This window comes from Aeromonas piscicola, assembly GCF_000820005.1.
Taxonomy (GTDB): domain Bacteria; phylum Pseudomonadota; class Gammaproteobacteria; order Enterobacterales; family Aeromonadaceae; genus Aeromonas; species Aeromonas piscicola.
In genome coordinates this window covers 34,095-35,266 of record NZ_CDBL01000010.1, presented here as the reverse complement: position 1 = coordinate 35,266, position 1,172 = coordinate 34,095, and the positions used below count along the sequence as shown (strand labels likewise).

Here is a 1,172-nt window from a genome sequence, read left to right as displayed (position 1 = left end):
CTTTACCTGCACGGTACACCATACAAATTTGCACCGGATGATCAGACCCGCGTACCTATGCAGGTGTGGATGTCACCTGGTTTCATCAAAGAAAAAGGCATGAATATGGAATGTTTGCAGAAAAATGCCGCAGCCAATCGCTATTCTCATGACAACATATTTTCTTCTGTCCTGGGAATATGGGATGTGAAGACGGCTATCTACGAACAAGAATTAGATATCTTTAAGCAATGTCGGAATAATTGAGTTGCGAATCGTTGATATTTTAATGAAGTGGTTTTTATAGAAATAGACGTTTAACAGGTAATTATTATGTTTTCAGCTGTCAGAATAAAAGTTGTTCCATTTGTACTGCTATTGGCTTTGGTCTTCGCATTTTTGCTGAACTGGCCCGTTCTGCTTCATTTCTATGACATATTGTCTAACATCGAGCACTTTAAAATAGGGTTTGTAGTTTCAATCCCATTCCTACTTGTTGCTGCATTAAACTTCGTCTTCATGCCATTCTCGATCCGCTTTCTGATGAAGCCGTTCTTTGCATTCCTGTTTGTTACAGGTTCTATCGCCAGTTACACCATGATGAAATATCGTGTGTTGTTTGATGGTGATATGATCCAGAATATATTTGAAACAAACCAAAGCGAAGCTTTTGCATACGTTAACGCTCCAATAATAATCTGGGTTCTTTTGACCGGTTTGTTACCCGCAGCATTGATATTTTTTGTGAAAATTGAGTATGCATCTACCTGGTACAAAGGTATCGCCCAGCGATTGTTATCTATGTTTTTCTCTTTGGTAATAGTTGGGATAATTGCTGCCTTGTACTACCAAGATTACGCATCAATTGGTCGTAATAATCAGACTCTAAATCGTGAAATCGTTCCTGCTAACTTCATGTATAGCACCAGTAAGTACCTGTATAGACGCTATATGGCAGAGCCCATCCCTTTTGTTACTTTAGGTGATGATGCCACACGGGTTACGAAAAAGGACAAACCAACCTTGATGTTCCTGGTTGTTGGTGAGACTGCTCGTGGTAAGAACTTTTCAATGAATGGCTATGAGAAAGATACCAACCCATTCACAAGTAAGTCTGGTGGTGTGATCTCCTTTAACGATGTCCGCTCCTGCGGGACAGCAACCGCTGTATCCGTTCCCTGCATGTTCTCCAA

At 40.5% G+C, this 1,172-nt stretch carries 2 protein-coding genes; both read left to right on the top strand.

Annotated elements, in window-relative coordinates; genetic code table 11:
• Positions 1–246, top strand: a 246-nt coding sequence (locus BN1128_RS02090) for a sulfatase-like hydrolase/transferase (protein ID WP_042865968.1), incomplete at its 5' end; no start/stop codon positions are given.
• Positions 247–312: 66 nt separating this feature from the next.
• On the top strand, positions 313–1,172 hold an 860-nt coding region (locus tag BN1128_RS02085; protein WP_042865963.1), incomplete at its 3' end, for a phosphoethanolamine transferase.